The sequence below is a fragment of the Caballeronia sp. genome, assembly GCF_049581465.1.
Lineage (GTDB): Bacteria > Pseudomonadota > Gammaproteobacteria > Burkholderiales > Burkholderiaceae > Caballeronia.
Genome location: NZ_JBAUSA010001302.1, coordinates 1 through 4,212, shown reverse-complemented (window position 1 = coordinate 4,212; position 4,212 = coordinate 1). Strand labels below are relative to the sequence as shown.

Genomic DNA, 4,212 nt, shown 5'->3' with positions numbered 1-4,212 from the left:
GACGAGGAAGCGCTGATCACCGCGCTTCGGGAAGACCGGATCGCCGGGGCTGGCCTCGACGTTTTCGAGCAGGAACCGCCCGACCCCGCCAACGCTCTCTTCGCAATGGACAACGTCATATCCACCGCTCACAACCTCTGCTGGACCGATTCTTTCGTCGACGCCGTCGCCCGGGATGCGATCACCGGGATCATCAACGTGGTCCAGGGCCGCCTGCCCGATTTCCTCGTCAATCTCAAGGCGACGACCCATCCGCGCGTTCGAGCGTGGAGCGTGGTGTGATTTAGTTGCGAGATACGCCAAACAGCTCCACGCGCGCACGACCGTCAGGGTCCACCCAGGAGGGACGAATGGCTTCGGGAAGTCGGTCGCAGCGCGATGCTCCTCTCCCATCGATAACGGCCGCGTGCAAATTCTAACCCGAACCGGCCTGGACTGGACCGCCAAATATCCAAGCATCATCGCGGCGCTCTCGAACCTGAACGCGAACACCGCCTATATAGACGGCGAACTCCGCGGCGTCGACGAATCTGGACTGCCGAGTTTTGCCTAGACCCAGGCGACAGACGGGTAGCGCCGGGTGCACTTGGTCTACTACGCTTTCGATCTACTGAACATTGGCGGATGGAACGTCTCGGGCTTGTCGCTGCTTGAGCGCAAGACGCTGCTCGAGCCCTTGGTGGTCGGTAAGCCTCGCCTTCAATACAACGGTCATGACACGGGCGACGGCGAACTCATTCTGGCGCACGCCGGCGAGTTCGGTTTTGAAGCCGTCGTGTCCAAAACGATTGACGCACCCTATGCGCCAGGAAATCGCGGCCTATGGCGGAAAGCCAAAGCGCTCAATCGCCAGGAGTTCATGGTCAGGCAAACCACTAGACAATCAACCGCAGGGCCTGGGCGCTCGTCACCTAAACGGAGCCGGCGTCATCGACGGCTCACGGCGCCGCCGATTCGCGATGAAAGCAACTCCCCAAATCCGATTATGCGTCTGCTCCATTCGTGGAATTCAAAGATGTGTCGGGACGAAACGGCAGGCAACCGCGAGGTCGTCCCCGTGGTCCAGTATCTTCAGCCCGTTCGCCTCGGGTCCGCCCGGCCGGTTGTGGGCGTCGACGAGATGGGTCACGGGCTCAAAGCAGAAGAAATCCGCGGCGGACGCCGGCGAAAAGAGGATGTAGGCCGATAGAGCGCCTTCTGCTTCGATGCTCAGCCGCACACCAAGCTCCGACCAGATGATCTCCGCATGTCCGTTCCACGGCGAAAAGTCGTTGTTGATCCAGCGATACGGAAGCCTGCGATGAGTTGAGAAATTCCAGTTCTCACGCGACGCTACAGCAATTTGGCCGTTCGGTAGGTGGAGCCGGTCCTCCAGGGTGACGACGGCGGCGCGCGCCTGCAACGTGGTCCCAGGGGTGCGGGGAAACCAGGGATGCAGGCCGAGGCCGAACGGCAACGTGTCCGGCCCACGATTGGTAACCTTGAGCGCGACGCGAAGCGCTCCCTGTTCGAGCGAGTAGCGAACCGCGGCTACGAACTTGAATGGCCCCGGGCCGTCGGAATTGAATGTGAGGAATGCGCTGACGGCCGACTCCTCGACCCGCTCCCACGCCGAGGAAAAGCCATTGCCGTGAATCGGCATCGGCTCATCCGCCAGGTTCGGTTGAATCGGATAGAAGCGCCCGCCGAATGCAAATCCGCCTCCCGAGATCCGGTTGGACCAGGGGACGAGCAGGATGTTCGCGAGATCAAAGGGTGTTGCGCGCGAGAGGTCGCGACAGGGTCGCATCAAGGGCTCGCGTCGGCCGTGCGAGACGAGATCATAACTCGCAAGGCCAGCGCCTAGACTCGGAACGATCACGACCTCCGCGACGCCATCCGCGAGCGATATCGTATCCATTCCCGCCGTCACCGCCCCGCTGGCGGGCTTTCCGTCGCCTAAACTACCGAACGTGCCGGCGGCGCGGAAGAGCGCTCTCTAAGCCCCGCAACATCGGTAGAGGACGATCCGACGCCGCATGTTCCAGTACGACCGCGAGTTCCTTACGGGCAAGCTTTATGAGAACATCCATGGCCGCAGAGGCCTTTTCCGGCTTGCGCAATCTTATGGCCTCTAGCACGTCCCGATGCATGGCGACGACATCGCCATGTGAGGTCGTGTGTCTATGAGTCAATCGGAAAGTGACCAGGAGCGCCGCGCGGATCACCGAGGCGAAGTGGCGGTATATCCAGTTGCCGCTCGCTTCGATGATGGCGGTGTGGAAGGCGAGATCGGCGCGGCTCCAGGCCTCGTCGTCGCGCGAGTTGGACTCGACCATCGCCAAAAATGCCTCCTCAATAAGCGCGACCTGGCGGGCGGTCGCGCGCGCCGCAGCGAGGCTCGCTGCTTCCGGTTCGAGAAGAGCCCGAGCTTCTAAGAGCGCCTCGTAGAAGCTGGTGTTCGCCCGGTGCCGAAGCGCGGCATCGAGCACCATCGGATCCAGGAAGTTCCACTCCTCGCCGGGCAGCACGACCGTGCCGGCGCGCGTGCGCGCGCGCACCATTCCCTGAGCGCTGAGGAATTGCATCGCCTCTCGCAAGGCCGTTCGGCTCACTTTGTAGCGTGTCATCAGTTCGGTCTCATTCGGCAGCGTCGCGTTCTCCGGCATCTCGCCGGAAACGATCGCCTCGACCAGCGCTGACACTAGCGCCTCTCGAACCTTGCTCCGCCCTGCGCCGGGTCTAACCGACGTGGCCCGGTCGCGTGCGGATATTGCCGGCTCGTCGTTTATTTTCACAACGCCCGTCCCCAGTTTCTCGTGTGGCATAGCGCAATAGACTCCGCGGCGGGGCTCACAAGCGCCATCGACGTTTGATATCGATTAATCGTATTTATTTGTCAATCAGTCGTATTTTTTCTTGACGGCTGCCCATCCTGACGGCATGTTTACGCCGTTGAGCACGGGCCACCGCGCAAGCCGAGGAGGAGACTCGTTGAAGATCACCGGCATATCGACTCGTGTCGTAAACGCCGAGATGCGCAACTGGGTCTTCGTCCGCGTCGAGACCGACAGTCCCGACCTCGTGGGATGGGGCGAGGCTACACTGGAGTGGAAGACCCGAGCGGTCGTCGGCGCCATCGAAGATCTTGCGCCGCTGTTGTTGGGCCGCGACCCCCGCGACATCGAACAGGCCGTGCGCGTGTTGAAGAAGCACAGTTTCTGGCGCCTCGGCGTGATCGGCATGAGCGCCGTCTCGGGCATCGAGATGGCCTTGTGGGACATCCTAGGCAAAGTGCTTGGCGTACCAGTGTGGCGACTGCTCGGCGGTAAGGTCCGCGACAAAGTGCGCGTCTACACGCATCTCGGCCTCGGCGATATGAGGGCGGTTTACGAGACAACTGACGCAGAACCACTGGTGGCGCGCGCAAATGAAGTGCTGGCGCGGGGCTATCGCGCTTTCAAGGCTGTGTTCATCCCCTACACGCACTACCACGCACCTCTTCCAGAGGTCGAAAAAGTCGGCCGGATGATGGAAGCGTTACGCCGCGCCGTCGGGCCCGAAATCGAGGTCATGGTGGATTTCCATGGGCGGCCCGCAAGCGCGGCCGCGGCGCTAGCCTACATCGACGCGCTCGCGCCGGGTCGGCCGATGTTCGTCGAGGAGCCTTTGCCGCCGGGAGAAATGGAAGGCCTAAAAGCCGTCGCGGCTTATTCGAAAGTGCCGCTGGCGACCGGCGAGCGGTTGGTCGAGCGCACCGAATTCGCCGATCTGCTCGCCGCGCGCGTCGTCGGCATCGTGCAGCCGGACATCTGCCATTGCGGCGGTCTCCTGGAAGCCAAGAAAATCGCCGCCATGGCCGAGGCCTTTTCGGTCGGCGTCGCCCCGCACAATCCGTTGGGGCCGATCGCGGGCGTGGCCGCTCTACACTTCGCGGTTTCGACGCCCAACCACGTAATTCAAGAGGAAATGGTTGGGGCTGTACCCTGGTACTTCGAGGTGGTCGAGGGTCCAATCGAGCTGATCGACGGGTTCTGGCGCGTTCCTGACGCGCCCGGACTCGGCGTCACGGTCAACGAGGCGGCCTGTGCACGTCATCCTTACAAGCCCGAAATCCTGGCAACGCGCGCCGCCGTCCTTGACGATGGCACTATTGTCGATTGGTGATCGCCATGGTGGATCGGCTCTCGGGCAAAATCGCCATCGTGACAGGCGCAGGACGAGGCATCGGAG

The 4,212-nt window shown here is 62.3% G+C and carries 5 protein-coding genes; 3 read left to right on the top strand and 2 right to left on the bottom strand.

Features of this window, described 5'->3' with window-relative positions; translation table 11 throughout:
* The coding region (locus WCA53_RS31590) for an NAD(P)-dependent oxidoreductase (RefSeq protein ID WP_423920935.1) at window positions 1–282 on the top strand (282 nt) is incomplete at its 5' end.
* 124 nt (window positions 283–406) lie between these two features.
* Window positions 407–553 carry a hypothetical protein gene (locus WCA53_RS31585; protein ID WP_423920932.1) on the top strand — a complete coding sequence of 49 codons (147 nt, stop codon included), beginning with the start codon at window positions 407–409 and terminating at the stop codon, window positions 551–553.
* Between the two features lie 456 nt (window positions 554–1,009).
* Here the strand turns inward: WCA53_RS31585 and WCA53_RS31580 are convergent, their stop codons facing one another.
* On the bottom strand, window positions 1,010–1,900 hold the full coding sequence (locus WCA53_RS31580; protein ID WP_423920929.1) for an aldose 1-epimerase: 891 nt from the start codon (window positions 1,898–1,900) through the stop codon (window positions 1,010–1,012).
* Between the two features lie 43 nt (window positions 1,901–1,943).
* Window positions 1,944–2,684 (bottom strand): FadR/GntR family transcriptional regulator, encoded by a 741-nt coding sequence (locus tag WCA53_RS31575; RefSeq protein WP_423920926.1) that lies wholly within the window; start codon window positions 2,682–2,684, stop codon window positions 1,944–1,946.
* Between the two features lie 289 nt (window positions 2,685–2,973).
* Between WCA53_RS31575 and dgoD the strand changes: the two genes are divergently transcribed.
* Window positions 2,974–4,146: a galactonate dehydratase gene (dgoD, locus tag WCA53_RS31570; protein WP_423920923.1), complete on the top strand. Its 1,173-nt coding sequence runs from the start codon at window positions 2,974–2,976 to the stop codon at window positions 4,144–4,146.
* The last annotated feature ends 66 nt before the right edge of the window (window positions 4,147–4,212 follow it).